This window comes from Actinomyces weissii, from assembly GCF_016598775.1.
In the GTDB taxonomy this organism is placed as follows: domain Bacteria; phylum Actinomycetota; class Actinomycetes; order Actinomycetales; family Actinomycetaceae; genus Actinomyces; species Actinomyces weissii.
The window spans coordinates 1,135,162-1,161,958 of the sequence record NZ_CP066802.1 but is presented as its reverse complement, the minus strand read 5'-3'; the positions used below and the strand labels follow the sequence as shown (position 1 = coordinate 1,161,958).

Here is a 26,797-nt window from a genome sequence, read left to right as displayed (position 1 = left end):
CCTAGCGGGCTCGGGCGGCTCAGGCCTGCTGAAGGCGGAGCGCCCTGGGAATGCTGCGGGCGGGTCAGGCCAGCTCGCAGCCGCACTCCAGCACGGTACGGCGTGCCAGGGCGGCCAGGGAGTCCACCACCTGCCCGGAGTCGGCCCCGTACCGGGAGCACAGCACGGACAGCTCGGTGCAGCCGGTGACGACGGCGTCGGCCCCGGCGCCCAGCAGCACCTCCACGCAGGCCATGAGCTCCTGGCGGGGCACCGGCCGCCCCACCTTGACGCCCTCGTAGATCATGGCCATGACCCGGGCCTGGGTGGTCTCGTCCGGCACGAGCACCTCCAGCCCCGCCTGCGCGGCGGCGTCGTGGTAGACGCGCGAGCTGAGCGTGCCGTCGGTGGCCATGAGCCCGATCCGGCGGGCCTGGGGCAGGCGACGGCGCACCTCAGCCAGGGTCTCCTCGACGATCGAGAGCACGGGGATGCTCACGGCCTGCTCGACCGCGCCCAGGAACCTGGAGGCGGTGTTGCAGGGGATGACGATGAACTCCGCCCCGGCCGCCTCCAGCCGCCGGGCGTCCGCCGCCATGACCGGGGCCGGGGAGGGGCCCCGCCCCAGGATGGCGGCGGTGCGGTCCGGGGTGGAGGAGCGCTGGGTGACCACCAGGTCCGCGTGCTCCTGCTCCACCCGGGCCACCGTGCGGGCGGCCACCATGCTCATGAACTCGATGGTGGCCAGCGGACCGAGGCCGCCCAGGACCCCGGCCGTGCGACGCTGCCTGACGCTCACTGCGCCTCCTTCCGCTCCCGACGCGCCTGCCCCAGGGGGTAGAAGCGGTGGAAGCGCCTGTACTGGTTGAGGGTGGACAGGGTCATGTACCAGGCCCGGGCCAGGTCCTGGCGCCGGGCCCCGGCCCAGACCTTGACCAGGGGGTTGCGGACCTGGCCGCTGAGCAGGGAGGCCAGCATGGCCAGGCGCACGCCGTGCCCGTAGGCCAGGGCCAGCGCCACCGGGACCACCAGGTACAGGCCGCGCCGGTCGGTGCGCAGCTCCAGGTGCTGGCCGCCCTCACCGACCCAGTCCTCCACCAGCAGCTCCACGGGGTTGGTGCCCGAGACGTTCAGGTAGTAGTTGGAGCGCCCCAGCCGGGGGTTGAGCTCGAAGACGTGCCCGGCGCCGTCGCGCGGGTCCACCTTGATGTCGAAGTTCGCGTAGCCCACCCAGTCCAGGCGCTCCAGCAGGCGGCCCACCTGCTGCCCGACCTCCCCCGGCTCCAGCCCGGTGCGGATCACGGCGGGGTTGCCGCGCAGGCGCGGGTCGTGCTCCTCGATCACCGAGTGCCCGTAGGAGCACAGGCGCAGGCGGCCGGCAGTGTCCCGGTAGGAGGTGAGGATGCGCATCTGGTTGTCGGAGCCGGGCACGCGCTCCTGGAAGAGGAACTCGCCGGTGAAGCCACACTCCTCTATACGGCGCAGCAGGTCGTCCACCTGCGCCCTCTCCCGCAGGACGAAGACCTTCTCCAGGCCCTCCATCCCGGCGGCCTCCAGCTCGTCGCCGTCTGCCGGCTTGCCGATCAGCGGGTAGCCCAGGGAGTCGATGTCGGGGACCTGGCCGCTGCCCCCCTTGAGCACCAGGGTGCGCGGGTGGGTCATGCCGACCTCCTGGGCCAGGCGGGAGAACTCCACCTTGTTGACGGCGGTGCTGATCGCCTCCGCCGTCGCGTAGGGCACGACGACGTTGCCAGCCAGCCGCTCCCGGTGGGTGGCCAGCTCCACCACGTACTGGTCGAAGGAGGTGGACACCAGCAGGGTGGTGGGGTCCAGGGCGGCTACCTCGTTGACGACACGCACCAGGCCCTCCGCGGTTCCCAGGCCGTCGTCGTAGCGCAGGTCGAACATGGAGGAGCCGGTGTGGTGGGGCGTCACGGCCCGTGCCACGACCGCCGCGGGCACGCCGTAGGCCTCGTAGAAGGAGCGGGCCTGGGACAGGGCCCCGATGTCCCCACCGAGCAGCAGCAGGCGGAAGGGCCTGCCGGAACGGGTACGGGCCACCCGGCGGCCGAACTGGCTGGGCTCGTCAGGGGTCGTGGGGCGGAGCAGCCGACGTAGTCCGTAGGGTCCAGGGTTCATGCGCACCATCCAATATCTTCTGAGCCATTCCTGCACTACGCAGGATAGACATGAAGAAAGGGCCGGACTACCCGAGTCCCGGCCCTGCCACTGGTGGGCGATACTGGGATCGAACCAGTGACCTCTTCCGTGTCAGGGAAGCGCGCTACCGCTGCGCCAATCGCCCGAGCGGATGACGGGACTCGAACCCGCGACCCTCACCTTGGCAAGGTGATGCTCTACCAACTGAGCCACATCCGCAGGCACCCGCTCAACGGGTGCAGGAGGAAGTTAACAGAGATCGTACAGCAGCACAAACCGCTGTCCACCTGCGTCCCATGGCCTCGCTCACAGCCTCGGCCTTTCTGGGTACGGACGCTTTGGGGAGAACCCCGAAACCACGTCGGTCCTATTTGCGGCGTGTGCGCCCTGCACGAAACAACCTTCCCAGATAGCCTGAGCGTTGTGACCACAATCAACCACCAGGAGACAGGCGTCGGCATGACCGATACGCCGGAACGCTTCCAGGAGGTTCTGTCCTCCCTGCGTCACGCCCCACTCCCCCGCCAGATGCACGTCGAGGAAGTTCCCGGCCCGGCACGCATCGCCCCTTTCTCCGCGGCTATCACGGCCAGCACCTTCCACCAGGTAGACGGGCAGGAGGCGGCCAGCGGCCGTTTCGTGGTGCTGCACGACCCCGCCAGCCAGGCCGCCTGGGACGGTGACCTGCGGGTGGTGGTGCAGGTGCGCACCCGCATTGAGGACTCTATGGCCTCCGACGGCGCCCTGGGCCGGGCGGCCTGGTCCTGGCTGACTGACAGCCTGGAGCAGGCCGGGGCCGGCTACCGGGCCCTGGTCGGCACCGTGACCCGGGTCGTCTCGGACACCTTTGGGGGTCTGGAGCTGTCCAGCGCCTCCGCCCAGGCGGAGGTACGCGCCTCCTGGTCACCCAGCACCACTGACCTGGGCCCCCACCTGACTGCCTGGTACGCGACGGTCCACCTGGCCGCCGGCGACTCCCCTGACCTGGCCCTCCCGCTGACCGAGGCTAGGACGGACAGGTGAGCCCGGCCGAGCCCCCGCTGCCCGTGGAGCCGCCGGGCACCACCGACGACCCCGTGCAGGAGGAGGACATCCTGCCGCTGCACCGCCCCCGCGAGGGCGTGCCCCCGGTGGTCGCAGACCCCAGCTCCCTGGCCACCGCCACCGCCAGGCTGGCCCGCGGCCACGGGCCGGTGGCGGTGGACGCCGAGCGCGCCTCCGGCTTCCGCTACGGCCAGGACGCCTACCTGGTGCAGCTGCGCCGGGAGGGCTGCGGCACTGTTCTCATCGACCCGGTCAGCTGCGGCGCCACGGCGGACCTGGCCCGGGCCCTGGACGGGCCCGAGTGGATCCTGCACGCCGCCGACCAGGACCTGCCCTGCCTGGCGGACCTGGGGCTGGTGCCCGCCCGCCTCTTCGACACCGAGCTGGCCGCGCGTCTGCTGGGCCGCCAGCGCGTGGGCCTGGGGGCGGTGCTGGAGGAGACCCTGGGGCTGCGTCTGGCCAAGGACCATGCGGCTGCCGACTGGTCGGTGCGTCCCCTGCCGGAGTCCTGGCTGGTGTACGCGGCCCTGGACGTGGAGCTCCTGGCGGAGCTGCGTGAGGCCTTGGGCGAGGAGCTGGTGACCGCGGGCAAGGCAGAGTGGGCCGAGCAGGAGTTCGAGCACCTGCGCACGCGCCCGCCGCGCCCGGCCAAGACCGACCCCTGGCGCAAGACCCCCCGCGCAGGCAAAGCGATCCGCTCCCAACGGGGCCTGGCGGTGCTGCGCGAGCTGTGGACCACCCGTGAGCGCATCGCCCAGCAGGAGGACCGCACCCCCTCCAAGGTGCTGCCGCACGCCGCCCTGATCGCCGCCGCCCTGGCCCGCCCCACCTCCCGCAGGAAGCTAGCAGCCTTGCGGGAGTTCTCCTCCCGGCAGGCCCGGCTGCACCAGGAGCAGTGGTGGCAGGCGGTGGAGCGGGCCCTGGCCCTGCCTGACTCCGAGCTGCCCGCCGCGCACGCCCCCCTGGGGCCCGGTGAGCTGCCCCAGCCGCGCAGCTGGAGCCGTAACCACGCCCAGGCGGCAGAGCTGCTGACGCCCGTGCGCCAGGCGGTCAAGGACCGGGCTGAGCAGCTGCGGCTGCCCCAGGAGCTGCTGCTGTCCCCGGATACCCAGCGGCACCTGGCGTGGGACCTGGGCGAGGCGGGGCTCATGCACCCCAGCGCCGCCCAGGTCGAGGAGGTCCTGGTGGCCCACCAGGCCCGCCCCTGGCAGGTGGAGCAGGCCGCGCCGCACCTGGCGCAGGCCCTGGCCTGAGACAGGCTGAGACAGGTCGGTCCGGCACCGCCTTGCTGGTGCCGGACCGCTGTGAGGGCTGCCGCCGGGGCGGAGCCACCGCTAGTGCACGGTGAAGCCGTGGGCGCGGAAGATCGCGCGGGTGGACTCCACGAGCTCCGGCTCTGGGGGCCGGGTCTCGCGCAGCTGGTAGTCCAGGCCCAGGCTGTCCCACTTGTCGGTGCCCATCTGGTGGAAGGGCAAGACCTCCACCCGGGTGACGCTGGAGCGCCAGCGCTCGATGATGCGGGCCACCTGCTCCACGTTCTCGGGATCGTCGGTCAGGCCGGGCACCAGCACGAAACGCGCCCAGATCTCGATCCCCTTGGCGGCCAGGCGGTCGCCGAAGGCGATGGTGGGGGCCAGGTCCCGGCCGGTGACCTGCTTGTAGGTGGTCTCGTTGCCGCTCTTGACGTCCAGCAGCACCAGGTCGATGTCGTCAAGCATCTCATCGGTGCAGCTGGCGCCCAGGAAGCCGGAGGTGTCGATGCAGGTGTGGATCCCCATCTCCTTGGCCCCCCGCAGCAGCCGGGCCGCGAAGGCGGGCTGCATCAGCACCTCGCCGCCGGAGAGGGTGATGCCGCCGCCGGAGGCGCGGAACACGCCCCGGTAGCGCTTCATGCGCCGCAGCAGCTCCTCGGCGGAGACGGGCTCGCCGTCCTTCATGAGGAAGGTGTCCGGGTTGTGGCAGTACAGGCAGCGCAGCGGGCAGCCGTTGAGGAACACGGTCATCCGGGTACCTGGCCCGTCCACCGCGGTCACCAGCTCCCAGGAGTGGATCGAGCCGAGGCTGCCCTCACGCATACGCACCAGGCGCTCGGAGCGCTCAAGGTCCGTGAGCTCCTCCAGCCCGCCTGTGCCGGCCCCGCGCAGGCGGGCGGCCGGGGCCAGGAAGTCCTGGTCCCGGCCGCCCGTCACGTCGGGGGTGATGGTCCCAGTCATCTGAGTCCAAACACCCTTACGGCTCAGGCGCCGGCGTGGAAGGTGCGGTTTAGGACGTCAAGCTGCTGCTCGCGCGTGAGCTTGACGAAGTTGACCGCGTAGCCGGAGACACGGACCGTCAGGTTCGGGTAGTTCTCCGGGTGCTCCATCGCGTCCTCCAGGGTGGTGCGGTCGAGCACGTTGATGTTGGCGTGGTACAGGCCCTTGACGCCGCCGTTGTCCGCGCGCTGCGCCTTCATCGACGCCAGGCGCTCTTCGTAGGTGGTAGCCATGATGGCACCCTTTCTGGTTGTGTGAATCTAGATGTGACAGATGGTCCGTGGAGGACTCAGACGTCGGCGGACTCGTCAGGGACGAAGCCGGCGTCGAGGATGCCCACCAGGTTGGAGACGCGCTCCTCGAGCGTGCGACCCAGCCCCTGGGGGGTGATGGTGTTGGTCAGGGAGATCCCGTCCAGGGCGTCGTTGTAGTCGAGCTTGCCCACGGACAGCATGGAGGCGACCATGCCGTGGGTGTCCATGCCGTTCTCCGGGTTGGCGCCCGGGGAGAAGGGGGTGCCCTTCTGGTGGCCGGAGGGGAAGGAGCCCGTGGCCTTGCCGTAGACGACGTTGGAGGTGATGGTCAGCACCGACTGGGTCGGGATGGCGTCCCGGTAGAAGGGCTGGGCCTTGATCTTGGACATGATGGTGTGCACCACGGTGGCGGCGATCTCGTCGGCGCGGTCGTCGTCGTTGCCGTAGATCGGGAACTCACCCTCAGTGACGTAGTCCACCACCAGGCCGGTCTCGTCCCGCACCGGGGTGACCTTGGCGTACTTGATGGCCGACAGGGAGTCCGCCACGATCGACAGGCCCGCGATACCGCAGCCCATGGTGCGGATGATCTCGGAGTCGTGCAGCGCCATCTCGATGGACTCGTAGGCGTAGCGGTCGTGGCAGTAGTGGATGATGTTGAGCGCCTCGACGTAGGTGCCCACCACCCAGTCCAGCATGTCCTCGTACTTGGCCCAGACCTCGTCGAAGTCCAGGGGGCCGTCGCCCTCGATACCGGGCAGTCCGGTAACCACCTGCTTGCCGGTCATCTCGTCACGGCCGCCGTTGATGGCGTACAGCAGGGCCTTAGCGGAGTTGACGCGAGCCCCGAAGAACTGCATCTGCTTGCCCACGCGCATGGGGGACACGCAGCAGGCGATGGCGGCGTCGTCGCCCCAGTGGTCACGGATCTGCTCGTCGGCCTCGTACTGGATGGAGGAGGTCGTGATGGAGATCAGGGCGCAGAAGTCCTTGTAGCCCTTGGGCAGCTTCTCGTCCCAGAAGATGGTGATGTTCGGCTCCGGGGCGGGTCCCAGGTTGCGCAGGGTCTGCAGCAGGCGGAAGGAGGTCTTGGTGACCAACGAGCGGCCGTCCTCACCGAAGCCCGCGTCGGACCAGGTGGCCCAGTAGGGGTCGCCGGAGAAGATCTGGTCGTAGTCGGTGGTGCGCAGGAAGCGGGTGATGCGCAGCTTCATGACCATGTTGTCGATGAGCTCCTGGGCACGGGTCTCGTCGATGACCCCGGCCTTCAGGTCGCGCTCGAAGTAGATGTCCAGGAAGCCGGACAGGCGGCCGATGGACATGGCGGCACCGTCCTGGGACTTGACCGAGGCCAGGTAGGCGAAGTAGGTCCACTGCACGGCCTCGTGGGCGTCCTTGGCGGGCCCGGAGATGTCGAAGCCGTAGGACTCGGCCATGACCTTGAGCTTCTTGAGGGCCTTGATCTGCTCGGAGTGCTCCTCACGGTAGCGGGCCCAGTGCTCGGAGAAGCCCTGCGCGGCCACGGCGTCCTTGGAGCGCTCCTTCTCGGCGATCAGGAAGTCGACGCCGTACAGGGCCACGCGACGGTAGTCGCCGATGATACGGCCGCGCCCGTAGGCGTCCGGCAGGCCGGTGATGATGTGGGAGGAGCGGGCGGCGCGGATGCGCGGGGTGTAGATGTCGAAGACGGCGTCGTTGTGGGTCTTGCGGTACTTGGTGAAGATCTTCTTGACCTCGGGGTTGACCTCCTTGCCCGCCTCCTTGATCGCCTGCTCCACCATGCGCCAGCCGCCGTTGGGCATCATGGCGCGCTTGAGCGGGGAGTCGGTCTGCAGGCCGACGACCACGTCGTCATCCGGGGAGATGTAGCCCGGCTTGAAGGCGTCGATGTCCGAGGGGGTGTCGGTGTCGACGTCGAGGATGCGGACCTTGCGCTCCTCCTTGAGGTAGTTGTCCTCAAGGGTCTGCCACAGCCCCAGGGTCTTGCTGGTGGCGTCGGCCAGGAAGGAGGCGTCACCGTCGTAGGGGGTGTAGTTGCGCTGGATGAAGTCGCGGACGTCGATGTCCTCGGCCCACGGGCCCTTGACGAAGCCCTCCCAGGCGTCCTCGCGGGTGCTGCTGCGCTCCGCGCTGGCGGAAGCTGTGACCTCAGTGGTCATCCGTGCCCTCCATGTTGTGGGTGGCGATCCGGCCACCCGTTGCCTTGTCGCCCTTGTGGGGCCCACCAGCGCTCCGACGCGCTGACAGCACAAGCCTATGCGGGCCCTTGGTCCGCGTACCGCTAACTGGCCACCCTATCCGGTGTTCTCACTCACAGCCCCTCAAGGGAGCCCCTCCCCTAGGACCAAGGTCCCTACCAGGGTCCCGGACCGTCCAGCAGACGCTCAGCAGGCTGTCCACCGGCGCACAGACTCACGCACCGCCTCCGCCACCCCCGGCACGTCCATGCCCAGCTCCGCCATGAGCCGCCCCCTGGAGGAGGTCTCCAGGAAGCGTCCGGGGACACCCACCCGCCGCAGCACCCGCCGACAGCCGCGGCCCGGCACCGGCTCCAGCCCGTCCAGGGCGTCACGCAGGGCGGAGCCCGCCCCGCCGTCGGCCAGGCCGTCCTCCACGACCACCACCACGTCGTGCTCCGCCGCCAGGTGGAGCAGGGTCTGCGAAACCGGCAGCACCCAGCGCGGGTCGGCCACGGTCACCCGCAGCCCCTCACCCTCCAGCTCACGGGCGGCCTCCAGGGCCACGCAGGCCATGGCCCCCACGCCCACCAGCAGGACCTGGGGCTGGCCCTCCGCCGCCCCGCCCTCCGGCTCCAGGAGCAGGTCCACCCGCTCGAAGGGAGCGGCCCCGGGCCCATCCGCCTCACCGGTCAGCACCCGGCAGGCAGGCAGCGGCTCGGGCAGCGAGCCCTTGGGGTAGCGCACCACCGTGGGCCCGTCCTGCACCGCGAAGGCCTCGCGCAGCTGCTCCCGCATGCTCTGCTCGTCCCGGGGCGCGGCCAGGCGCAGCCCCGGTACCCGCGCCAGCATGGCGATGTCCCACATGCCGTTGTGGCTGGCCCCGTCGGCCCCGGTCAGACCGGCCCGGTCCAGGGCGATCGTGACCCCGGCCCTGTGCAGGGCCACGTCCATCAGCACCTGGTCGAAGGCCCGGTTCAGGAAGGTCGCGTACAGGGCAACCACCGGGTGCAGCCCCGCGAAGGCCATGCCGGCACTGGCCGTCAGGGCGTGCTGCTCAGCGATCCCGACGTCGATCACCCGCCCCGGCAGCGCCTCGGCCATAGGCTGCAGCCCCACCGGCGCCTGCATGGCCGCGGTCACCCCCACCAGGCGCTCGTCAGCCCGGGCCGCGGCGAGCACCTCCTCCGCGAACACCGTCGTCCAGCCGAAACGGGAGGGCACCACCGGCAGCCCGGTCTCCGGGTGGATCCGCCCCACCGCGTGGAAGCGGTCCGCCAGGTCCTCCTCGGCCGGGGTGTAGCCCCGGCCCTTCTGGGTGATCACGTGCACGATCACCGGCTCGGCGTACTCACGCGCCCGGGTCAGGGCGAACTCCAGGGCGGTGATGTCGTGCCCGTCCACCGGGCCGGTGTACTTGATGCCCAGGTCCTCGAAGAAGGCCGAGGGCACCAGCACGTCCTTGAGCCCCCGCTTGAGCCCGTGCAGCGCCTCGAAGGCGGCCTTGCCCGGCGCCCCCTGGGACAGCAGGCGCCGCTTCACCCCCGACAGCACCCGCTCGTAGCCGGGGTTGGTACGCAGCGCGTCCAGGTGGTGGGCCAGTCCCCCGATGGTGGGAGCGTAGGAGCGGCCGTTGTCGTTGACGACGATCACCAGGTGCCTGTCGTCGGAGTCGGCGATATTGTCCAGCGCCTCCCAGGCCATCCCGCCGGTCATGGCGCCGTCGCCGATCACCGCCACCACGTGCTGGTCCTGGCGGCCCAGGACCCGGTTAGCGCGGGCGATGCCGTCAGCCCAGGACAGGGCGGTGGAGGCGTGGGAGTTCTCCACCACGTCGTGCACGGACTCCGCCCGGCTCGGGTAGCCGGACAGTCCGCCGCTCTCCCGCAGGCGGCTGAAGTCGCGCCTGCCGGTAAGCAGCTTGTGCACGTACGCCTGGTGCCCGGTGTCGAAGATGATGGCGTCACGCGGGGACCTGAAGGTGCGGTGCAGCGCGATGGTCAGCTCCACCACCCCCAGGTTCGGGCCCAGGTGCCCGCCGGTGCGGGCCACGGAGTCCACCAGGTAGGCGCGGATCTCAGCGGCCAGGTCAACCAGCTCGGAGCTGGTGAGCCGGGCCAGGTCGCTGGGGCCGTCCACCAGGTCGAGCAGCGGGTGGGCGGTACCGTCCTGGCGTGGGCTGCCCGTCGTCGTCATCGGGTGCTCCTCCGTTCTGCTGGTGAGGCCAGCAGGCTCCCTGGGACTGGCTGGCTGCTGACGGCGCCCCGCAAGCAGGCGCCGGGCAAGCATAGGCTGACTGGCCCCTTCCGTGGGTGGTGAGTGCGGTCGCGCCGGGGCAGGCCGTAGGCTTAGTGACCGAACCCAGCCCGGCGCCCTCCGCGGGCGCCGCCCAGCCCCGCACCAGGAGGAAGCATGACCGTCAAGGCCCCCTACGGAAGCTGGCCCTCCCCCATCACCCCCGGCACGCTCACCAGCCGCACGGTCCGCCTGTCCCAGGTGCGCGTGGACGGGGCGGACACCTACTGGGTGGAGCAGCGCGCCTCACAGGCCGGCCGCCAGGTGCTGCTGCGCCGTGACGGGGCGGGCCAGGTGGGTGAGGTGCTGCCGCTGACCCCCTCCGACGAGCTGGTGGACACCCGCACCCGGGTGCACGAGTACGGTGGGCGGGCCTACGCGGTGGACAGCGGCATCATCGTCACCTCCCACGCCGGCGACTCCCGGCTGTACCGCTACGACGTGGCCCACCGCATGCGCGGCCTGGTGCCCCTGACGGTCTTCGGGGACGTGCGCCACGGGGACCTGGAGATCGACACCGCGCGCGGCTTCGTCTACGCCGTGCGGGAGGACCACCGGGGCCCAGGAGAGCCGGTGAGCTCCCTGGTGGCTATCCCCCTGGACGGCTCCGCGGCACGTGACGACGACGCCGTGGTCACCATCGCCTCAGGGACTGACTTCGTCTCCTCCCCCACCCTGTCCCCCGACGGCGAGCACCTGGCCTGGATCACCTGGGACCACCCCGCCATGCCCTGGACCTCCACCCGCCTGCACGTGGCCGACCTCAGCCGGGAGGGGGTGCTGGGCGAGCAGGTGGTGGTGGCCGGGGGCGAGGGCGTCTCCGTGGCCGAGCCCCGCTGGACCGAGGAGTGCGAGCTGGTGCACGTCTCCAACGAGTCCGGCTTCTGGAACCTCTACCGCACCGAGGGCTTCCCCCGGCGCGGCACCAACCGGGAGGGCTGGACCTCCCGCCTGCGCACCCGCCCGCTGCACCCTAAGCAGGCCACCTTCTCCACCCCGGCCTGGAACCTGGGCCCCCACTCCTACGACGTGCTGGACGGGGAGCACCTGATCGCCTCCTGGGCCGCCGACGCCGTCTGGCACCTGGGCACCGTGCGCCTGGCCAACGGCGAGCTGGAGGAGTGGCCCACCGCCTGGCAGCCGATCGGGAACGTGGCCTCCTCCTCTACCGGGCGCGTGGTGATGCTGGCAGGCTCGGAGGTCTGCCTGCCCGCCATCGTGGAGGTCCAGGACGGCCAGGTGGAGGTGCTGCGGGGCTCGGGCGAGTTCCACCCTGAGCACACCGGGGTCTCCTTCCCGGAGCCCATGGAGTGGCCCACCTCCGACGGGCATAAGGCCTACGGCTTCTTCTACCCGCCAGCCTCCTGCACGCACGAGGGCCCGGAGGGCGAGCTGCCCCCGCTGGTGGTCAACGTTCACGGCGGCCCCACCGCAAACGCCCGGCCCGGCTACGACCTGGTGATCCAGTACTGGACCAGCCGGGGCTTCGCCGTCCTGGACGTGAACTACCGGGGCTCCACCGGCTACGGCTCCGACTACCGCCGGGCGCTGGACGGGCGCTGGGGCGTGGTCGACGCCGACGACTGCGCCGACGGGGCCCGCCACCTGATCTCCCTGGGGCTGGTGGACCCGGCACGCGTCGCCATCCGTGGCTCCTCCGCCGGGGGCCTGACGGTGCTGTCCGCCCTGGCCCGCACGGACCTGTTCTCGGCGGCCACCTCCCGCTACGGCGTCACCGACCTGGCACTGCTGGCCCGCACCACCCACAAGTTCGAGTCCCGCTACGTGCAGACCCTGGTAGGGGCCCAGGACCTGGACGACCCGGTGCTGGCCGAACGCAGCCCCATCAACCACGTGGACCAGATCCACGCCCCGCTGCTGCTGCTGCAGGGCAGCGAGGACCCCATCGTCCCCCAGCAGCAGGCCACGGCCATGCTGGAGGCCCTGCGGGCCAAGGGCCTGCCGGTGGCGATCGAGGTCTTCCACGGCGAGGGCCACGGCTTCCGCCTGGCAGCCAACATCCGCCGGGCCATGGAGGCTGAGCTGAGCTTCTACTGCCAGGTCTGGGGCATCACCCCGGCTGACGAGGACCTGACCCCCGTCACCGTGGAGAACCTGCACCCATGAGTCGGGCGGGGACGGCGCTGCTGGCACTGTTCCGGCACCACCGCTCCGGCCTGACTCTCCTGGCCGTGGTGGTCGGCCTGCTCTCCGGCCTGGCCGCGGTGGCCTTCCGGTGGGCTATAGACACCTGGAGCGAGCTGCTGACCGGGGCGGAGGACTACACCCTGTCCCTGGGGCCCTCAGTAGGTCTGCTCAGCCCCTTCGGCAACTGGTTCGTGGTACCCGGGCTGCTGGCCTCGGCGCTGCTGGTGGGTGCTCTGATGCGCTGGTTCGGGGCCACCGGCACCGGCCACGGGGTCAGCGGGGTGATGTGGTCCTCCCGCCACGGGGACGGCACCATGCGCCTGGCCCCCGCCCTGGCCGTGACCGGCTCCTCGGCGCTGAGCATCGGGGCGGGCGGCTCGGTGGGGCCGGAGGGCCCGATCGCCGAGCTGGGGGCCGCCGTGGGCTCAAAGGTGGGCGGCTTGGTAGGGGTGCCGCACCACTGGGTGCGGGTCCTGGCGGCTGCGGGCACGGCGGCGGGTATCGCCTCGGCCTTTGACGCGCCCCTGGCCGGAGCCTTCTTCGCCATGGAGGTCATACTGCTGGACTTCACGGCGGAGACCTTCGGCTACGTGGTGGTGGCCTGCGTGTCCTCCACGGTGCTCTCCCACCACCTGCTGGGCACCTCGCTGTCACTGTCCCTGCCCTACCTGGACCTCAGCGACGACCTGCAGCTGGTCTGGGTGGTGGTGCTGGGCCTGCTGGGCGGCCTGGTGGGCACCTTGTTCACGCGCGCGACCGTGTTGGCTCGCGAGCTGGTCCACCGCCTGTGGCGGGGTCCCCGGTGGCTGCTGCCGGTGGTCGGCGCCCTGCCCCTGGCCGGGCTGCTGCTGGTGGTGCCGGAGATGTACGGGGAGTCGGGCGCCGTGCTGGACCGGGCCCTGGACGCCCGGTACACGGCGACGGCGCTGCTGGGGCTGATGCTGGTCAAGGTCCTGGCCACCTCCTCCACGCTGGCCCTGGGCTTCCAGGGCGGGGTGTTCGCGCCCTCCCTGTTCATCGGGGGGATGCTGGGGGCCTGGCTGGGGACGCTGGTCGCCCCGGGAGAGGCCACCACCGTGGCCGCCTTCGGGGTGCTGGGCATGGGCGCCGTCTTCACGGGCTCGGCCCGTGCGCCGATCACCGGGGTGGTGCTGATCGTGGAGATGACCCGCCAGTACAGCCTGCTGCTGCCCCTGATGCTGGTGATCGCCCTGGCCACCGCCATGAGCCGTTTCCTGACCCGTACCACGATCTACACCGAGGAGCTGCGCAAGCGGGGCGACGACGTGGAGGACCCGGTCTCCGCCACGCTCATGGGCCGCACCCGCGCCTGGCAGCTGATGACGCAGCCGCCCGCCGTGCTCGATGAGCTCACCAGCCTGCAGGAGGCGGTACGCACCGTCTCACGCACGGGGGCCAGCAGCCTGCCGGTGGTGGCAGGCGAGGCGCGGCACCCTCTGGCGCCCTCCCCCAGCGGCGGCGGCGACCTGGACCGCCCGCAGGACGTCCCCGAGATCGGGGTGCTGCTGGGGACGGTCTCTGCCGCTGGCCTGGCCCAGGCGGCCCTGGGTGGAGGCGCTGAGCGTCCGGTGGCCTCCGTGCTGCTGGCCAGCGACCACGTGGACTACCTGGCGGGTTCTGCCGAGGTACTGGCCACCATGGTGGAGGCCCGGCTGGACGGGCTGCCGGTGACCCGCACCAGGCCTGGCGGCGAGCTGGAGCTGGTCGGCTGGATCACGGAGGACTCACTGGTGCGCCGCGTCTACCGCCAGCAGCGCCGGGCCCTGCAGGAGGCGCAGGCCCGCAGCTCCTTTGGCTCGCGTGCCCGCAAGTGGTGGACGCAACGTGGCCAGGTCCGCCCCTGAGGCTATCCGGCCAGCACCAGGACTAAATCTAATAACACTAGCCTCTGCGACCCACACATTACTATTACAGTTAACCCACCCTTAGTGTGCACTATTTTTCGCATAGCACGCAATATAGGCAACAAAGGAGCCGAGAATGAGAACACGAGGATGTATTCATTCTGACTATGTTGGAAATTGGTCATGGCTGTCTAGGGGAGCGTCGCGCCGCTTCGACTACGGTGAGGCCCGCTTCGGGGTATCGAGCAACAACAGCTGGGTGGCGTACCGGGGATGAGTAGTCAGCTGAGGCAGGAGCCGGTGCTGCGCCTGGAGGAGGTCTCCAGACGCTATGGCCGGGCACAAGCGCTTGCGCCCCTATCGCTAGAACTGCGTGCCGGTGAGGTACTCGGACTGGTGGGCCCCAACGGTGCAGGCAAAAGCACCTTGATGGACATCATGGGGTGTACCGCCCCGCCTAGTGCCGGGACGGTGACGGTAGAGGGGCACCGCGTCACCGATCTGCGCTCCGCCCGCCAGGCCCGGCGCGGCATCGGCTACCTGCCTCAGCACTCCGCCCTGCTCACCCGGTTCACCGCCCGGGAGACCCTGGAGTATGCGGCCTGGCTAGGCGAGGTCCCCCGCGACCAGCGGCGGTCCCGCGCCCAGGCCTGCCTGGAGACCGTCTCCTTGGCAGACCGGGCTGATACACCGGTGCGTAAGCTGTCCGGCGGCATGGCCCAACGTCTCAGCCTGGCCACCGCGCTGGTCAGGCGCCCACGCCTGCTGCTGCTGGACGAGCCCACCGTGGGGCTGGACCCGGTGGAACGAGACCGCTTCCGTAAGCTGCTGCGCTCCTCGGCGCAGATGGCGGTGGTCATCTCCTCCCACCTCATAGAGGACATCGCCGCCGTGGCCACTCGCCTGCTGCTGCTGGACCAGGGGCGGGTGCGTCTGGAGGCGGAGACCGCCGCCCTCGTTCGCAGCCCCAGCACGGCCTCAGCCGATCTGGAAGCCGCCTACCTAGAGGTTATGGGCAGCTGATGACTGTTGCGCTGACCGTTCTCAGGCGCACACCGATGCGTTGGTTCGCCCTGCTCATGGCCTCTATCCAGGTAGCCATGATGCTGACCGACTTCCACTCCTGGCGCCTGGTGCTCTCCCAGGCCTCAGCAGCGGTGACCACACCGTGGCTGTTCCTGGCCCCCTTGGCCGCAGCGGGCGCCGCCTGGACCACCCGGCACCTCCTCCCTAAAGGCGACCAAGACACCTTCTCTGGCCTCACCCCATGGCACCGCAGCCTGTACCTTCAGTGCCTGCTCACCAACGGCCTGCTGTCCTGCGGCGTGGTGCTGCTAGGGGCCCTGACCGCCCGTACAGGCTGCTTGCTTGGTGGGGCCCCGGCCGGGCCGCTGTGGTGGTCCTACCTGTTCATGGCCATCAGCATCGCCTGGTCCGCCGCTGCCTTCGGCACGCTCCTGTCCCTGCTGGGTTCAACTAGCTGGTTCTCCGCCTTGCTCGCCGCGCTGCTGGTGTTCGGGCGCCTGTTCTGGATCAGCGAGACAAGTGCGCTGACGCGCTCCTTCCTGGACGGGTCCCCAGACAGTCAGCTCAGCTCAGCGGGTCTGGCCTCTGCTGCGGCAGAGATGATCGGCATGACTGTGCTCGCGCTGGGCCTACCTGCTCTCCTGCGCCGTCTGCGCCCTGGGGGGACCGCACTGTGGCCTCAAGGCACCGGCTCGCGGCTCCGGCTGCTGGCCGCCAGTACCGGCGCACTGTCCTTGCTGATTACTGCCAGCCTGCTCGGCCCCGTTACCACCGCCAGGCCTGCCCCCACCCAGCCGCTTTGCGTCGGCAGCCAGGTAAGCGTGTGCCTGTGGCCGGAGGAGTCGGCTTACCTGGCGGAAGTCTCCGCCCTGTCCAGCAGTGCCGCCCAGGTGGCTCAGGAGCACGGCATAACCGATGACCTGGTCCTCTATGAGGTGGGTCTGGAAGGAGTGCCCAGGCTTGGGGACTTCCAGCTGGTGAATGGTTCCACCCGTTTCCTGGCCGCAGATATCTCCACAGCTCTGGCCGTAAGGCTCTTCACTCACTTCCCCGACAGCTGCCTGAGCTCTGATGACAGGCTCCACCAGGAGGCACAGCAGCAGCACTTCCTCCTGCTGAGTGAGGTTGCGGCCGCCCTCGAGCTGGCAGTCACCGGCGAGCCCCGCCCCGCAGGCATGCATGACACCACGGGGGTGGACTGGGAGCAGGTCGTGCACAGTCTTGGCTCAGCCACCACCGCTGAGCGGATCGACTGGGTTGAGCAGCGCCGGACCCAGGCGCAGGAGCTCATCCACCGGACCTGTGCCCCATGAGCCTGTACCTGCGCAGCCGCAGAGTCCTGTGGACGCTCCTGGCCCTGGTGACGCTGGCGCTGGTGCACACCCTGGCTGGAGAGGGACGGCTGCTGCTGTCCGTCACTGGCACGGTGGTGCTGCCCTACCGCTACGTGCTCGTCGTCTTCGGCAGTGCCGTGGCGGTGGCCTCAACCGCTTCCCCCACTCCTCGGCTCGACGCGACCGACTGCGGCCCGCTGGCCCGGGCCCGGGCCCTGCACCTGCTAGCTGGTGCCTGCCTGGGCGCCGCCTGCTTCGCCCTGGGGACCGCCTTGACGGGCGGGGCGGTACTCGTGACCCTGCGCTCCTTCACCTGCTGGTTCTGCCTGTGCGTGGTATCCGCCAGCCTGCTGGGGCGCCAGCTGGCCTGGGTGGTCCCCCTGCTGGTCCTGGTGCCGCTGGTCAGGTGGGGAAGCAGGGAGCAGGTCCTAGCGGCCTGGAACTGGTCCGAGGCCCCAGGCACCTCCCCGCAGTCCGCAGCCCTCACGCTCTGCCTGCTGGTGGCAGCGGGCCTGGCACTGCTGCGGCTCCGCCGCCAGCCCTGAGGCCCAAGGCGACCTGCACCAGGAGGCTACGCAGGCATACAGCTCCTAGGGACGCGCCCAGCAGGGGTGGGGCACCGGCACAGCTGAGCGCACAGCCGCCCTAGTCGCGGCGCCCCTTGGTGCGACGCTCCGCCAGGCTGTCAGACAGGTCCGTCATCCGTTCCGCGTTGACCACGATCCGGCGCGGGTCACTGAGCCACATCCACACCACCGCCACCACCGGCAGCAGCAGTGGCAGGAAGCCACGCGGCTTACCGCCCACAGCCCACACGCTGTCGCCGAGCTCAGGTGAGGTACCCGTCACGGTCAGCAGGCCAATGAGCAGCGCCGCAGTCAGCAGGGCGGAGAGCGTCATCCAGCCGATCATCCGCATGCGGCGCCCGTTGTGCGCTAGGCAGACCGCGAGCAGCAGGTAGAGCAGGCCGCCGGTCAGCTCAAGCGCCCCCACGACGGAGGAGTGTCCCGGGGAGCGGATCAGCGAGACCAGGGCGGGGCCCGTCAGAACCAGCCCGAAGACCGCGTAGACCCCTATGAGAATGCGGCTCCATCCGCGCGCAGGGCGACGGTTGTCCGCCACCGTCGAGACCTTTGGTCCCTCTGTCATGCTCTGGTGCCTCCGGGTACGTGCTCACGCTGGGCAGGTGAGGATCAGGACCTGCCTTGGCGAAGGCCAGGGCAGAACCGGACAGCCGCCGAGGCTACCATTCGTCGGGTGACTGTAGCTGCACTGACCTCCGAACAGAACTCCGTACCTTCCGCAGAAGTGATCGTCCTGGGGGCGGCACCTGCCAGCGGTCCAGAAGGCACACCCACGCTGCTGCTGCCTGAGGGCGGCTTGCAGGGTCTTGACGCTGCCGCCGCGGGCACGCTGCTGCAAGGCCTTGGCTTTGCGGCCGGTACTGATGAGCTGGTGCGCCTGCCTGCCGCCTCCGTGCTGGCCGAAAGCCACCGGGAGGACGCTTCCGTGCTGGTGGTTGGCACCGGTGCCGACTGGGACCGGGCCCAGGACCAGCGTCGGGACGTGGCCGCCCTGGGAACCACGCGGGACCAGGTGCTGCGTCGCCTGGCGGGGCGTGCGGTCCGCGCCCTGGCTGGCTGCCAGGACGCCTGCCTGGCGCTGCCTGCTGAGTCCACGAGCGCGCTCAGCGCCGTGCTTGAGGGCGCTCTGATCGGTGGCTATACCTGGACCGCCGCCTCCAAGGCACCGAAGGCGCCTTTGGCCAGGGTCACGGTGCTGAGTCCTCTCGCGGGAACCGCGCATGCGCAGCGGCTGGCCCGGCGCGCTCAGGTAGTGGCCGACGCCGTGGCCCTGACCCGCGACCTGGTCAACGAGCCCCCGAACCGCCTGAACCCGGCGACCTTCGCGCAGCGGGCGGAGGAGATCGGACAGGCCGATGGCCTAAAGGTCCTGGTGCGGGACGAGGCCCAGCTGGCCGCCGAGGGCTTCGGCGGGATCCTGGGGGTAGGCCAGGGCTCCCCCACCCCGCCGCGACTGGTGCGCGTGGCCTGGGAGCCTGCCGACGCTGGCACGGACACGCCCCACGTGGCACTGATAGGCAAGGGCATCACCTTTGACTCCGGTGGCCTGTCTCTCAAGCCCCCAGCCGCCATGCCGGAGATGAAGTCAGACATGGCGGGGGCCGCCACCGTGCTGGCGGTGGTGCGAGCAGCCGCACACCTTGCCCTGTCAGTCAAGGTAACTGCATGGCTGGCCTTGGCGGAGAACATGCCGGGTTCGAGCGCCCAGCGCCCCAGCGACGTCGTCACCATGGTCAACGGCACCACCGTGGAGATCACCAACACCGACGCCGAGGGCCGCCTGGTGATGGCCGACGCGCTGGCGCAGGCAGTCACCGAGGAGCCGAGCCTGGTGCTCGACGTCGCCACCCTCACCGGCGCGCAGCTGGTGGCGCTAGGTGAGCGGGTCACCGCAGTGATGGGCACGCCGTCGTTGCGGGACCGCGTAGTGGCCTGCGCGCAGGCTGCTGGTGAGGCAGCCTGGCCGATGCCCCTGCCTGAGGAGCTCCGCTCCAAGCTGGAGTCTCCCTACGCCGACCTGCGCAACTCCGCCGTGGGCTCACGCTGGGGCGGGATGCTGGTGGCAGGCCTGTTCCTGCGAGAGTTCGTGGGCGAGACGGACTGGGCGCACCTGGACATCGCAGGCCCGGCCTTCAACGACGGCTCCCCCTGGGGCCTGACCACCACCGGCGGGACCGGAGCCGGCGTGGCCACGCTGCTGAGTCTGCTGGAGCGCTGCACGGAGCCGGGTGCCCTGCCCGACCAGCAAGACAACCTATAGGCACCACCAATCAGATAAGCCACCCCTAACTTCGTGTCCCATATCACAGACGATCAGGGACTGTAGTCCCTCTGCTCTGCGCAGATCAGCCCCGACGTCTGGGTGCGAGTGAAACAATGACCCCGTGCTGAGCCGACCCGCCAGGGGCCGGAGATCTACACCCAAGGAGTATTCAGTGACTGAACCCGTGTACGACATGGTCATCCTGGGAGCAGGGTCCGGCGGCTACGCCGCGGCCCTGCGCGGCGCCCAGCTCGGACTAAAGGTCGCCCTGGTGGAGAGCGACAAGGTGGGAGGCACCTGCCTGCACCGCGGCTGCGTGCCCACCAAGGCCCTCCTGCACGCCGCCGAGACCGCCGACGCCGTCCGCGAGGCCTCCGCCCTAGGCATCAAGGCCGCCTTCGAGGGGATCGACATGCCCGCCGTCCAGGCCTACAAGGACGGCATCATCTCCCGCATGTACAAGGGCCTGCAGGGCCTGGTCTCCTCGCGCGGCATCGAGCTGGTCCAGGGTTGGGGCAGGCTGGTGGCCAAGGACACCGTGGAGGTGGACGGCCGCCGCCTGACCGGCCGCCACGTCGTGCTGGCCTCCGGCTCCTACTCCAAGACCATCGGCCAGGAGGTCTCCGGGCCCGTCATGACCAGCGAGCAGGCCCTGGAGCTGGACCACGTGCCCGGCTCGGCCGTGATCCTGGGCGGTGGCGTGATCGGCGTGGAGTTCGCCTCCGCCTGGGCCTCCATGGGCTGCCAGGTCACCATCGTGGAGGGCCTGCCCCACCTGGTGCCCAACGAGGACGAGGCCGTCTCCAAGCACCTGGAGCGCGTGTTCCGCAAGCGCAAGATCGCCTTCAAGACCAACACCATGTTCGACCACGTGGACCGCCACGACGGCGGCGTCACCGTCCACACCAAGGACGGCGGCGTCCTGGAGGCCGAGGTCCTGCTCATCGCCGTCGGCCGCGGACCGGCGACCGCCAACCTCGGCTACGAGGAGGTGGGCGTGGCCATGGACCGGGGCTTCGTCCTGGCTGACGAGTACGGCCGCACGAACGTCGAGGGCGTGTGGGCCGTGGGCGACATCGTCCCCGGCGTCCAGCTGGCCCACCGCGGCTTCGCCCAGGGCATCGTGGTGGCCGAGAAGATCGCCGGGCTGGACCCCACCCCGGTGGACGACGTCCTGGTGCCCAAGGTGACCTTCTGCGAGCCGGAGATCGCCTCCGTGGGCCTGAGCGAGGCCAAGGCCAAGGAGGTCCACGGCGCCGAGAACGTCACCACCGCCGAGTTCAACGTCGCGGGCAACGCCAAGAGCCAGATCCTGGGCACCACCGGCTTCGTGAAGCTGGTATCCCTCAAGGACGGGCCGATCGTCGGCTTCCACGCCATCGGCACCCGCATGGGCGAGCAGGTCGGCGAGGGGCAGCTGATGGTCTCCTGGGAGGCTGACGCGAACGACCTGGCCTCCCTGGTGCACGCCCACCCCACCCAGAACGAGACCCTCGGTGAGGCCGCCCTGGCCCTTGCCGGCAAGCCGCTGCACAACCACGGCTGACCCAGACCCACGAGTAGAGAAAGCGCTGTTTCATGTCTGAGAACGTGTTGATGCCCGCCCTGGGCGAGTCCGTGACCGAGGGCACCGTCTCCTCCTGGCTCAAGTCCGTGGGCGACACCGTCACCGCCGACGAGCCCCTGCTGGAGGTCGCCACCGACAAGGTGGACACCGAGGTCCCCTCCCCCGCCTCCGGCACCATCCTGGAGATCCGCGTGGCCGAGGACGAGACCGTGGCCGTGGGCACCGTACTGGCAGTCATCGGCGACCCCTCCGAGGCTGGCGCGGCCCCGGCGGCCCCGGCCGCCGCCCCTGAGGCCGCCCCCGCTGCCGAGGCCCCGGCCCCGGCCCCGGAGGCCTCCGCCCCGGCACCTGCTTCCGCTACTGGCACCGAGGTGACCATGCCCGCCCTGGGCGAGTCCGTGACCGAGGGCACCGTCTCCTCCTGGCTCAAGTCCGTGGGCGACACCGTCACCGCCGACGAGCCCCTGCTGGAGGTCGCCACCGACAAGGTGGACACCGAGGTCCCCTCCCCCGCCTCCGGCACCATCCTGGAGATCCGCGTGGCCGAGGACGAGACCGTGGCCGTGGGCACCGTGCTCGCGATCATCGGCGACGCCGCCGCGGTGCCTGCCGCCCCGGCTGCCGCGCCCGCAGCTCCAGCGCCCGCCCCCGCGCCTGCGACCCCGGCCCCGGAGGCACCCGCCCCGGCCCCCGCGCCTGCGGCTCCGGCGGCGCCGTCCGCGGCTGCGGTGGCTGCCGCCGCCTACGTCACCCCGATCGTGCGCAAGCTGGCCCGGGACAAGGGCGTGGACCTGACCACGGTCAAGGGAACCGGCGTGGGCGGACGGATCCGCAAGCAGGACGTGGAGGCGGCAGCCGCCGCCCTGGAGGCTGCCAAGGCCGCTGCGCCCACCCCGGCCGCTGCGGCTCCGGCCGCCCCGGCCAAGGCCGCCGTCGCGGTGGACACCGAGCTGCGCGGCACCACGCAGAAGATGAGCCGCCTGCGCCAGGTCATCTCCGAGCGCATGATCGACTCGCTGCAGACCTCCGCCCAGCTCACGACCGTGGTGGAGGTGGACGTCACCCGGGTGGCGGCCCTGCGGGCCCGCGCCAAGGACGCCTTCGCGGCCAAGAACGGCACCAAGCTGACCTTCCTGCCCTTCTTCGTGCAGGCGGCGACCGAGGCTCTCAAGGCCCACCCGAAGATCAACGCCTCCATCAACGGCAAGGAGGTCACCTACCACGACGTCGAGCACGTGGGTATCGCGGTGGACACGCCGCGCGGCCTTCTGGTGCCGGTGGTCAAGGACGCCGGGGACCTGAACATCCCCGGCCTGGCCAAGCGCATCAACGACCTGGCGGCCCGCACCCGCGACAACAAGGTGAACCCCGACGAGCTGTCCGGCTCGACCTTCACCATCACCAACACCGGCTCCGGTGGCGCCCTGTTCGACACGCCGATCATCAACCAGCCTGAGGTGGCCATCCTCGGCCTGGGGGCGATCGTCAAGCAGCCCCGCGTGGTTAAGGACGCCGACGGCAACGAGGTAATCGCCATCCGCTCGGTGTGCTACCTGGCGCTGTCCTACGACCACCGCCTGGTGGACGGCGCGGACGCCGCCCGCTACCTCATGACCGTCAAGAAGCGGCTGGAGGACGGCGACTTCGCGGGTGAGCTCGGCCTGTGAGGCGCTAGCACCTGACCAGTATCCGGCTGGAGGTGAGGGGTCCCGCCCACTTGGGCGGGACCCCTCACCTTGTCTGCGGCTGCTGTCTGCGGCTGCGTCCCTGGCAGACCCACCTGCGTCGTCTGTAAGTCCAGCCTATCTGGGCCGCCTGGCCGCCCAGCCTGCCCGCACCCCAGGTAGGCTGACCGCCGCGGGCTGCGCACCCCAACCACCCGTTACGGGCCTGACGGCGCAGCCCGGCCCGGCCGCCTCTAGCCCTGCTGCTCGTCCGCAGCCAGGGCGGCCAGCATGGTCAGCTGGTTGCACGCCGCCAGGCGGGTCAGGCGGTGGAGTACAGGTGCCACCAGCCAGCCCAGCCGTCCGAAGCCCCGGGTCACCCGGGTGAGCTCCACCAGGGTCCCGCCCGGCGCCGGAGCCAGCCGCAGGCTGTGCGCAGCGACCAGCGCTCCGCGGTAGCGGCCACCGCGCGCGTGCTGCTCCCAGGTCAGCACCTCCGGCTGCTCCTGGCGCAGCCGCAGCTCCAGCTGGCCCCGCGACCGGCCCCGCCGTCCGAAGAGGCTGACGACCAGCCGCCCCTCTCCCGCCTCGCTGACCTGGCTGTCTCCCAGGAACCACTGGGGCAGCACCTCCGGCCGGGACACCAGCTCCCGCAGCAGCTGCGGCGGGGCGGAGACGAAGCGGCGGCAACGCAGGGCCCGCTGCAGGCCCTGCTCCTGGTAGGCCTGCGGCACCGGCAGGTCCTGCACCACCTGGTCCTGGCGCTGAGGCGGCTGCTCCAGCGCCGCCAGCAGCTCCGCGGCCGGCACCCCCAGGTGCTCCAGCAGCCGGGCAGTGGCGGAGCTAGGCGGGTTCAGCAGGCTCCGCAGCACCATCCTCTCGGAGCGGACCTGGCCCTGGCGCTCGAAGACGATCTGCGCAGCGGCCTCCGACAGGTCCAGGTCCACCTCCTGCCCGGCGACGGCCGCGGCCCCGCGCAGGCGGGCGGGCCGCAGCCCCGGCGCCACCTTGATGCCGACGGCGGCCAGGTCGGCGTCGTCGAGCTCGGCGGCGGCCTGCCGGGCCCGGGCCAGGCTGACACCGTGGGCCCCTAGCACCTGGGCGATCTCCCCGCCCTGGGCGAGCAGGCCCAGGAAGAGGTCAAGCTCCTCGATCTGCAGGTGGCGGGCCAGCAGCGCCTCGCTGCGGGCGGCTGCCAGCCAGGTCACGACGTGGGGGTAGAAGCTCATGGGTTCCTCCTGCTGCGGGGGGTAGCCGGGTGCGGGACGCGCTTGGCGTACTTCTTGTGGACGGCCTGGCGGGTCACGCCGAGCTGCTGAGCGATCTGCGCCCAGCCCAGGCCGGCCTGCAGCGCCGCCTCCACCTGGGCCAGCTCCAGGGAGTCTGTCAGGCGGCGCAGGGCCGCTACGGCCCTTAGCCCGGCCTGGGGGTCGGCGGTGTCAGCCGCGGCGGCGGCGATGGTGACGGCGTCCATAGGAGCAACTATGGTTGACACACACAGGTTTGTCAACCAAGGTTGCTAGATCTCGTCCTCCACCTCCAGGACCTCCAGCACCCGCCAGGGCTCCGGCACCAGCACGAGCACCACCTGACGCGGGCGCTGCACCGGCACGGTCCAGTCACCCGCGTCTGCGTGCCGCTGGTGGGACGCCTGGCTCAAGGTGGCCCGCACCGCCCGCGCCCCGGCCGGGGCAGGCGCGCTCAGCGGCAGGCCCGCCACCGGCACCTCCACCACCCCCTGAAGATCGGTGCGCAGCCCCGTCACCGTCTGGCCACTGCCCTGCAGGGACTCCAGCAGCCGCTGGTCGGCGCTGGCGGCGCCCGAGCCCGGGACCGTGGTGCTGGCCAGCGCCTGCGCGTCCCCCGCCTCCAGGGCCGCGTCACGCGACCGCGCCAGGCTGACCACCGCTCCTAGCAGGTCGTCATCAGCTGGCCCGGCAGAGGCCGGGGCACCGGCTCCCGCAGCCGACGGCGTCGGGGGCCGCGCTGCTCCCGGCTCCGGCCCCGCCGTCGCCCCGGATGCGGCCCCGGTAGTGGCGGTAGCTGCTGCCGGACTGGTCCCTCCGGCCGCCTGGACACCGCCTCCGCCGCCGTCCCCGGTGGCCCACAGCCGGGCGGCTGGGCTCCAGGCGGGCGTCAGCAGCGGCACCAGCACCGCTATCAGTGCCAGCAGCAGGCCCAGCTCGACGGGCGCCCCCGCCCAGGGCCACCCCCGGCGCCGCCGTCTAGCAGCACCGCCCAGGCCAGCACCGGCCTGGGCAGAGTCCTGCCACCCCCCTGCCCGGCCTTGCCGTCGGCTGTGCCGCCCAGCCTGTCGGGGACGAACAGCCTGCCGCAGGCTCCCAGGCCGTCTCAGAGCCAGCCCCTCGCTCTCCGCCGACGCCACCGCGGCAGGCTCCTTGCGCACCAGAGCCTCCAGGTCGGCCCGCCCGGCCGCCGCCAGCCGTACGCCCCCACGCCCCTCAGAGCCGCTCCCCCAACCCCGGAAACGGCGCTCTCGGCTTCGCCGGAGTCTACGGTCACGGCCACCGCCACGGCGTCGCCACCAGGGCCGCGGGGCCCTCCTGGTGGGCACCTGGGCGCAGGCGCGCAGCATCCCGGCCGCCAGCCCGGCGGACTGCGGCAGGCTGACCGGCACCGGCGCGGCCAGACGCTGCGCCCGTTCCGCCAGCTCCCGGGCCGTGGGCCGCGCGCCCGGGTCCTCACTGAGGGCGTCCGCCAGCAGCGCCAGCCCACCCGCCGCCGTCTGGCTGGCCGCCACCGCCTGCTCCACCAGGGCCGCGAGCGCGTAAACGTCCGCGGCCGCGCTGGGCTCCTCACCCTGGAGCCGCTCGGGAGCCGCCACCCCGGGGGTCCCCAGCTCCCCGGCACCCCCCAGCAGATCGATCAGCACCGCGTGCCCCTCCGGCGTGATGACCGTGTTGGCGGCGGACACGTCCCCGTGCACCAGGCCCTGCTCGTGCAGGTGGGCCAGGGCCTGCCCCAGGTCGGCCAGCAGCTGGGCGGCCTCGTCGCGGCGTAGCCGCCCCCGGGCCCCCAGCACCACCGCCAGGTCGGCGCCCTCCACGAACTGGCAGGCGGCAGCCAGCACCCCGCCGGGCAGCTCGTGCAGGGCCTCCAGCCGGGCCAGGCCCGGGTGGCGCAACCGTCGCAGCTCGTTCAGGCGCTGAAGCCTCCTGGCGCGCTGCGTCCCGGTGGGCAGCTCCAGCAGCCGGAGCCGCACCGGCTGGCCCGCCGGGTCCAGGGCCTGCCAGCAGCCTCCCTCCAGGTCCTCCGTCTCATCCAGCAGGTAGCCGAGGTCCTCCAGGACACTCAGCTGCTCCGGGCTCAGGGGGTCGGGCTGGGGCTGGCTGTGTACGCGCATGGCTACATGGTTGTGCCTGGGCCCCCGGTCTGGGGGGCCGGGCCGGTTCCTGTGGATAACTCGGGCCGTGGGGGGCCTATGGTGGGAGGGTGGAGCACCTTCTGTACGACCTGGGGCGCGCCCTGGTCCCCTACACCCAGGGCCGCGAGCTGCAGGCGCAGGTGCACGAGCAGGTGGCCCAGGGCCAGCGCCCCGCCACCCTGATCGCCTTGGAGCACGAGCCGGTGTACACGGTAGGGCGGCGGGCCCGTTCCTGGGAGCGCCCATCTGGCGAGTTCGTGGAGCCGGGGCACGTGCCGGTGGTGGCGGTGGACCGGGGCGGCAAGACCACCTGGCACGGGCCGGGCCAGCTGACCGTCTACCCGGTACTGCGTCTGCGGCCCCCGCTTGACGTGATCGCCTACGTGCGCGCCCTGGAGGAGGCGGTGATAGGGCTGTGCACGGAGCTGGGCCTGGAGACCGTGCGGGTCCCGGGGCGTTCCGGGGTGTGGGTGCCTGCGGGTGCGGGCCGGGGCGGCGCCGTGGAGCGGAAGGTCTGCGCCCTGGGGGTGCGGGTGGCCCGGGGGGTCACCATGCACGGCATCGGCCTGAACGTGTGCCCTGACCTGTCGGCCTTCTGCCTGGACCGGATCATCCCCTGCGGGATCGACGACGCCGGGGTCACCTCCTTGGTCGCGGAGACCGGAGCGGCGCTGTCCGTGGCAGGTGTGGCGCCGACGCTGCTGGAGCACCTGGAGCGGCAGCTGGCCCCGATGGTGGCTGACGCCACTTGACCGCAGCCAGTTCTTCTGGGCCTTCAGTCCCACCCGGCTGCTGCGTCG

Annotated in this window: 21 protein-coding genes and 2 tRNA genes; 11 read left to right on the top strand and 12 right to left on the bottom strand. The window is 71.3% G+C overall.

Going from position 1 to position 26,797, the window contains the following annotated elements; all coding sequences use genetic code 11:
- Positions 1–64: 64 nt before the first annotated feature.
- From cuyB to JG540_RS04810, 4 genes are all read right to left on the bottom strand, one after another.
- On the bottom strand, positions 65–778 hold the full coding sequence (gene cuyB / locus JG540_RS04825; RefSeq protein WP_200277692.1) for a cysteate racemase: 714 nt from the start codon (positions 776–778) through the stop codon (positions 65–67).
- Positions 775–2,118, bottom strand: coding sequence for a carboxylate--amine ligase (locus tag JG540_RS04820; RefSeq protein WP_200277691.1), 1,344 nt, complete (start codon positions 2,116–2,118; stop codon positions 775–777). Before JG540_RS04820 ends, cuyB begins: the two co-directional genes overlap by 4 nt.
- A gap of 91 nt (positions 2,119–2,209) precedes the next feature.
- Positions 2,210–2,284, bottom strand: a tRNA-Val gene (locus JG540_RS04815).
- A 1-nt stretch (position 2,285) separates the two neighbouring features.
- Positions 2,286–2,358: transfer RNA gene (locus tag JG540_RS04810), tRNA-Gly, on the bottom strand.
- A 204-nt stretch (positions 2,359–2,562) separates the two neighbouring features.
- On the opposite strand from JG540_RS04810, the gene JG540_RS04805 reads away from it, so the two are divergent.
- Both JG540_RS04805 and JG540_RS04800 read left to right on the top strand, forming a co-directional pair.
- Positions 2,563–3,162: a DUF3000 domain-containing protein gene (locus JG540_RS04805; protein WP_200277690.1), complete on the top strand. Its 600-nt coding sequence runs from the start codon at positions 2,563–2,565 to the stop codon at positions 3,160–3,162.
- Positions 3,159–4,436, top strand: a complete 1,278-nt coding sequence (locus tag JG540_RS04800; protein WP_234042916.1) for an HRDC domain-containing protein — start codon at positions 3,159–3,161, stop codon at positions 4,434–4,436. Before JG540_RS04805 ends, JG540_RS04800 begins: the two co-directional genes overlap by 4 nt.
- 81 nt (positions 4,437–4,517) lie before the next feature.
- Here JG540_RS04800 and pflA read toward each other — a convergent pair whose 3' ends face one another.
- The 4 genes from pflA to dxs all read right to left on the bottom strand — a co-directional run bounded on the left by pflA (position 4,518) and on the right by dxs (position 10,062).
- Positions 4,518–5,396 (bottom strand): pyruvate formate-lyase-activating protein, encoded by an 879-nt coding sequence (pflA, locus tag JG540_RS04795; RefSeq protein WP_200277689.1) that lies wholly within the window; start codon positions 5,394–5,396, stop codon positions 4,518–4,520.
- Positions 5,397–5,419: 23 nt separating this feature from the next.
- A complete protein-coding gene (grcA2, locus tag JG540_RS04790) occupies positions 5,420–5,668 on the bottom strand; it encodes an autonomous glycyl radical cofactor GrcA2 (protein WP_200277688.1) in 249 nt (82 codons plus the stop codon).
- A 56-nt stretch (positions 5,669–5,724) separates the two neighbouring features.
- Complete coding sequence (locus JG540_RS04785; protein ID WP_200277686.1) at positions 5,725–7,848, bottom strand: pyruvate formate lyase family protein; 2,124 nt, start codon at positions 7,846–7,848, stop codon at positions 5,725–5,727.
- A gap of 225 nt (positions 7,849–8,073) precedes the next feature.
- Complete coding sequence (gene dxs, locus JG540_RS04780; RefSeq protein ID WP_200277684.1) at positions 8,074–10,062, bottom strand: 1-deoxy-D-xylulose-5-phosphate synthase; 1,989 nt, start codon at positions 10,060–10,062, stop codon at positions 8,074–8,076.
- A gap of 216 nt (positions 10,063–10,278) precedes the next feature.
- Between dxs and JG540_RS04775 the strand changes: the two genes are divergently transcribed.
- The 5 genes from JG540_RS04775 to JG540_RS04755 all read left to right on the top strand — a co-directional run bounded on the left by JG540_RS04775 (position 10,279) and on the right by JG540_RS04755 (position 17,079).
- Positions 10,279–12,288 carry an alpha/beta hydrolase family protein gene (locus JG540_RS04775; protein WP_200277682.1) on the top strand — a complete coding sequence of 670 codons (2,010 nt, stop codon included), beginning with the start codon at positions 10,279–10,281 and terminating at the stop codon, positions 12,286–12,288.
- Positions 12,285–14,174, top strand: a complete 1,890-nt coding sequence (locus JG540_RS04770) for a chloride channel protein (protein WP_200277681.1) — start codon at positions 12,285–12,287, stop codon at positions 14,172–14,174. Before JG540_RS04775 ends, JG540_RS04770 begins: the two co-directional genes overlap by 4 nt.
- Positions 14,175–14,447: 273 nt before the next feature.
- Positions 14,448–15,197 (top strand): ABC transporter ATP-binding protein, encoded by a 750-nt coding sequence (locus JG540_RS04765; RefSeq protein WP_200277679.1) that lies wholly within the window; start codon positions 14,448–14,450, stop codon positions 15,195–15,197.
- Positions 15,198–15,232: 35 nt separating this feature from the next.
- The gene (locus JG540_RS04760; RefSeq protein ID WP_200277676.1) at positions 15,233–16,513 is read left to right on the top strand and encodes a hypothetical protein; all 1,281 of its coding nucleotides are present in this window, start codon (positions 15,233–15,235) and stop codon (positions 16,511–16,513) included.
- Positions 16,510–17,079, top strand: coding sequence for a hypothetical protein (locus JG540_RS04755; RefSeq protein ID WP_200277675.1), 570 nt, complete (start codon positions 16,510–16,512; stop codon positions 17,077–17,079). The genes JG540_RS04760 and JG540_RS04755 overlap by 4 nt, the downstream gene beginning before the upstream one ends.
- A 100-nt stretch (positions 17,080–17,179) precedes the next feature.
- Here the strand turns inward: JG540_RS04755 and JG540_RS04750 are convergent, their stop codons facing one another.
- Positions 17,180–17,683, bottom strand: coding sequence for a hypothetical protein (locus JG540_RS04750; RefSeq protein ID WP_200277673.1), 504 nt, complete (start codon positions 17,681–17,683; stop codon positions 17,180–17,182).
- 108 nt (positions 17,684–17,791) lie between these two features.
- Here JG540_RS04750 and JG540_RS04745 point away from each other — a divergent pair, with 108 nt between their 5' ends.
- The 3 genes from JG540_RS04745 (at position 17,792) to sucB (ending at position 22,615) form a co-directional block, all read left to right on the top strand.
- The gene (locus tag JG540_RS04745) at positions 17,792–19,378 is read left to right on the top strand and encodes a leucyl aminopeptidase (protein WP_200277665.1); all 1,587 of its coding nucleotides are present in this window, start codon (positions 17,792–17,794) and stop codon (positions 19,376–19,378) included.
- A 175-nt stretch (positions 19,379–19,553) separates the two neighbouring features.
- Complete coding sequence (gene lpdA / locus JG540_RS04740) at positions 19,554–20,927, top strand: dihydrolipoyl dehydrogenase (protein WP_200277663.1); 1,374 nt, start codon at positions 19,554–19,556, stop codon at positions 20,925–20,927.
- Between the two features lie 32 nt (positions 20,928–20,959).
- A complete protein-coding gene (gene sucB / locus JG540_RS04735) occupies positions 20,960–22,615 on the top strand; it encodes a 2-oxoglutarate dehydrogenase, E2 component, dihydrolipoamide succinyltransferase (RefSeq protein WP_200277661.1) in 1,656 nt (551 codons plus the stop codon).
- A gap of 251 nt (positions 22,616–22,866) precedes the next feature.
- Here sucB and JG540_RS04730 read toward each other — a convergent pair whose 3' ends face one another.
- From JG540_RS04730 to JG540_RS04720, 3 genes are read right to left on the bottom strand one after another with little or no spacing between them, the layout of a single operon-like run.
- Positions 22,867–23,841 carry a Clp protease N-terminal domain-containing protein gene (locus tag JG540_RS04730; protein ID WP_200277659.1) on the bottom strand — a complete coding sequence of 325 codons (975 nt, stop codon included), beginning with the start codon at positions 23,839–23,841 and terminating at the stop codon, positions 22,867–22,869.
- Complete coding sequence (locus JG540_RS04725; protein WP_200277657.1) at positions 23,838–24,086, bottom strand: hypothetical protein; 249 nt, start codon at positions 24,084–24,086, stop codon at positions 23,838–23,840. The genes JG540_RS04730 and JG540_RS04725 overlap by 4 nt, the downstream gene beginning before the upstream one ends.
- A 45-nt stretch (positions 24,087–24,131) precedes the next feature.
- Complete coding sequence (locus JG540_RS04720) at positions 24,132–25,976, bottom strand: protein kinase domain-containing protein (RefSeq protein ID WP_200277655.1); 1,845 nt, start codon at positions 25,974–25,976, stop codon at positions 24,132–24,134.
- Positions 25,977–26,065: 89 nt separating this feature from the next.
- Here JG540_RS04720 and lipB point away from each other — a divergent pair, with 89 nt between their 5' ends.
- A complete protein-coding gene (gene lipB, locus JG540_RS04715; protein WP_200277653.1) occupies positions 26,066–26,749 on the top strand; it encodes a lipoyl(octanoyl) transferase LipB in 684 nt (227 codons plus the stop codon).
- Positions 26,750–26,797 lie beyond the last annotated feature (48 nt).